Raw genomic sequence first — 859 nt, 5'->3', positions numbered from 1 at the left:
AATCAAGTAGTTCAGTGAGTTGTGTCTGCTCAGTTAAGATTTCTCTATCGCTAGGGGCAAGGCCTTTCCAGTGCTCTTTTACTTCGCGCCAGCTTCTCACTTGAAAGCTTTTAACAACTGATTTGAATGCGTAGCCTCGGAGTTTTCCTGTATAGATGTTTTCGCCCGAATCAAAACCTTGTTCATTAAATCTGTGTTTGCCATTTGCGACCGCGTCATTATATGCGCGCTCATTTTGAACCATCAGCGCAGCATATGTTCCCATCAAAATATTCATCAGCGTTGACAATTTTTCGTTGAAAATTAGGTTCTCATTAACGCAATTACTAGTTTCCATGAATTGGCCTTCGTCTATACGTTTTAGCCAAGCAAAAAGATTTGGTGCAATTTGTTTTATTTTGTCCGCGGCTTCCGGGTCGACAAGGTTCATTCCTAATTGACCATAGATGCTCGCATCGGTTAGAGAAAAGTGATCACCGAAAATATAGTTTTGGCGGCGAAATATTGCGTCTAACGCCTCTAATATAGCTTTCCAACTTTGTTCAAGTAGTTCGTGTGTTGGTGGGAAGTCTTCTTTTGTTGGCGGTGTTAGTGATGCGCGAACGCCTGCCTTGTATCCTTTCGGGGCGACGCTCATCAAATAAGGTAAACGCTTTACTTGGCGAGCTGGAAATGACCGAGATAAGAGCCAAGCGCCGCCGGGTGGTAATGCATTTTTAAACTCTGATGCGAGCAGTTTGCCCATTCTGTTGCTTTTTGTAGAGCCGACCCAGCGCATATGATGCACGAGATATAAGCCAAACTCATTGAATGCTTCATCGATAAAATGGGTTAAGAAGTTAAATAAGTGAGGCGAAGG

At 43.3% G+C, this 859-nt stretch carries 1 protein-coding gene; it reads right to left on the bottom strand.

The genetic code is table 11. The annotated features are described in order from the left end of the window. On the bottom strand, positions 1 to 859 hold an 859-nt coding region (locus A3762_RS18160; RefSeq protein WP_068756985.1), incomplete at both ends, for a glutathione S-transferase C-terminal domain-containing protein.

Source organism: Oleiphilus sp. HI0125 (genome assembly GCF_001635355.1).
Note: the sequence above shows the minus strand (reverse complement) of the source record. Positions and strands in the feature narration are given on the sequence as shown.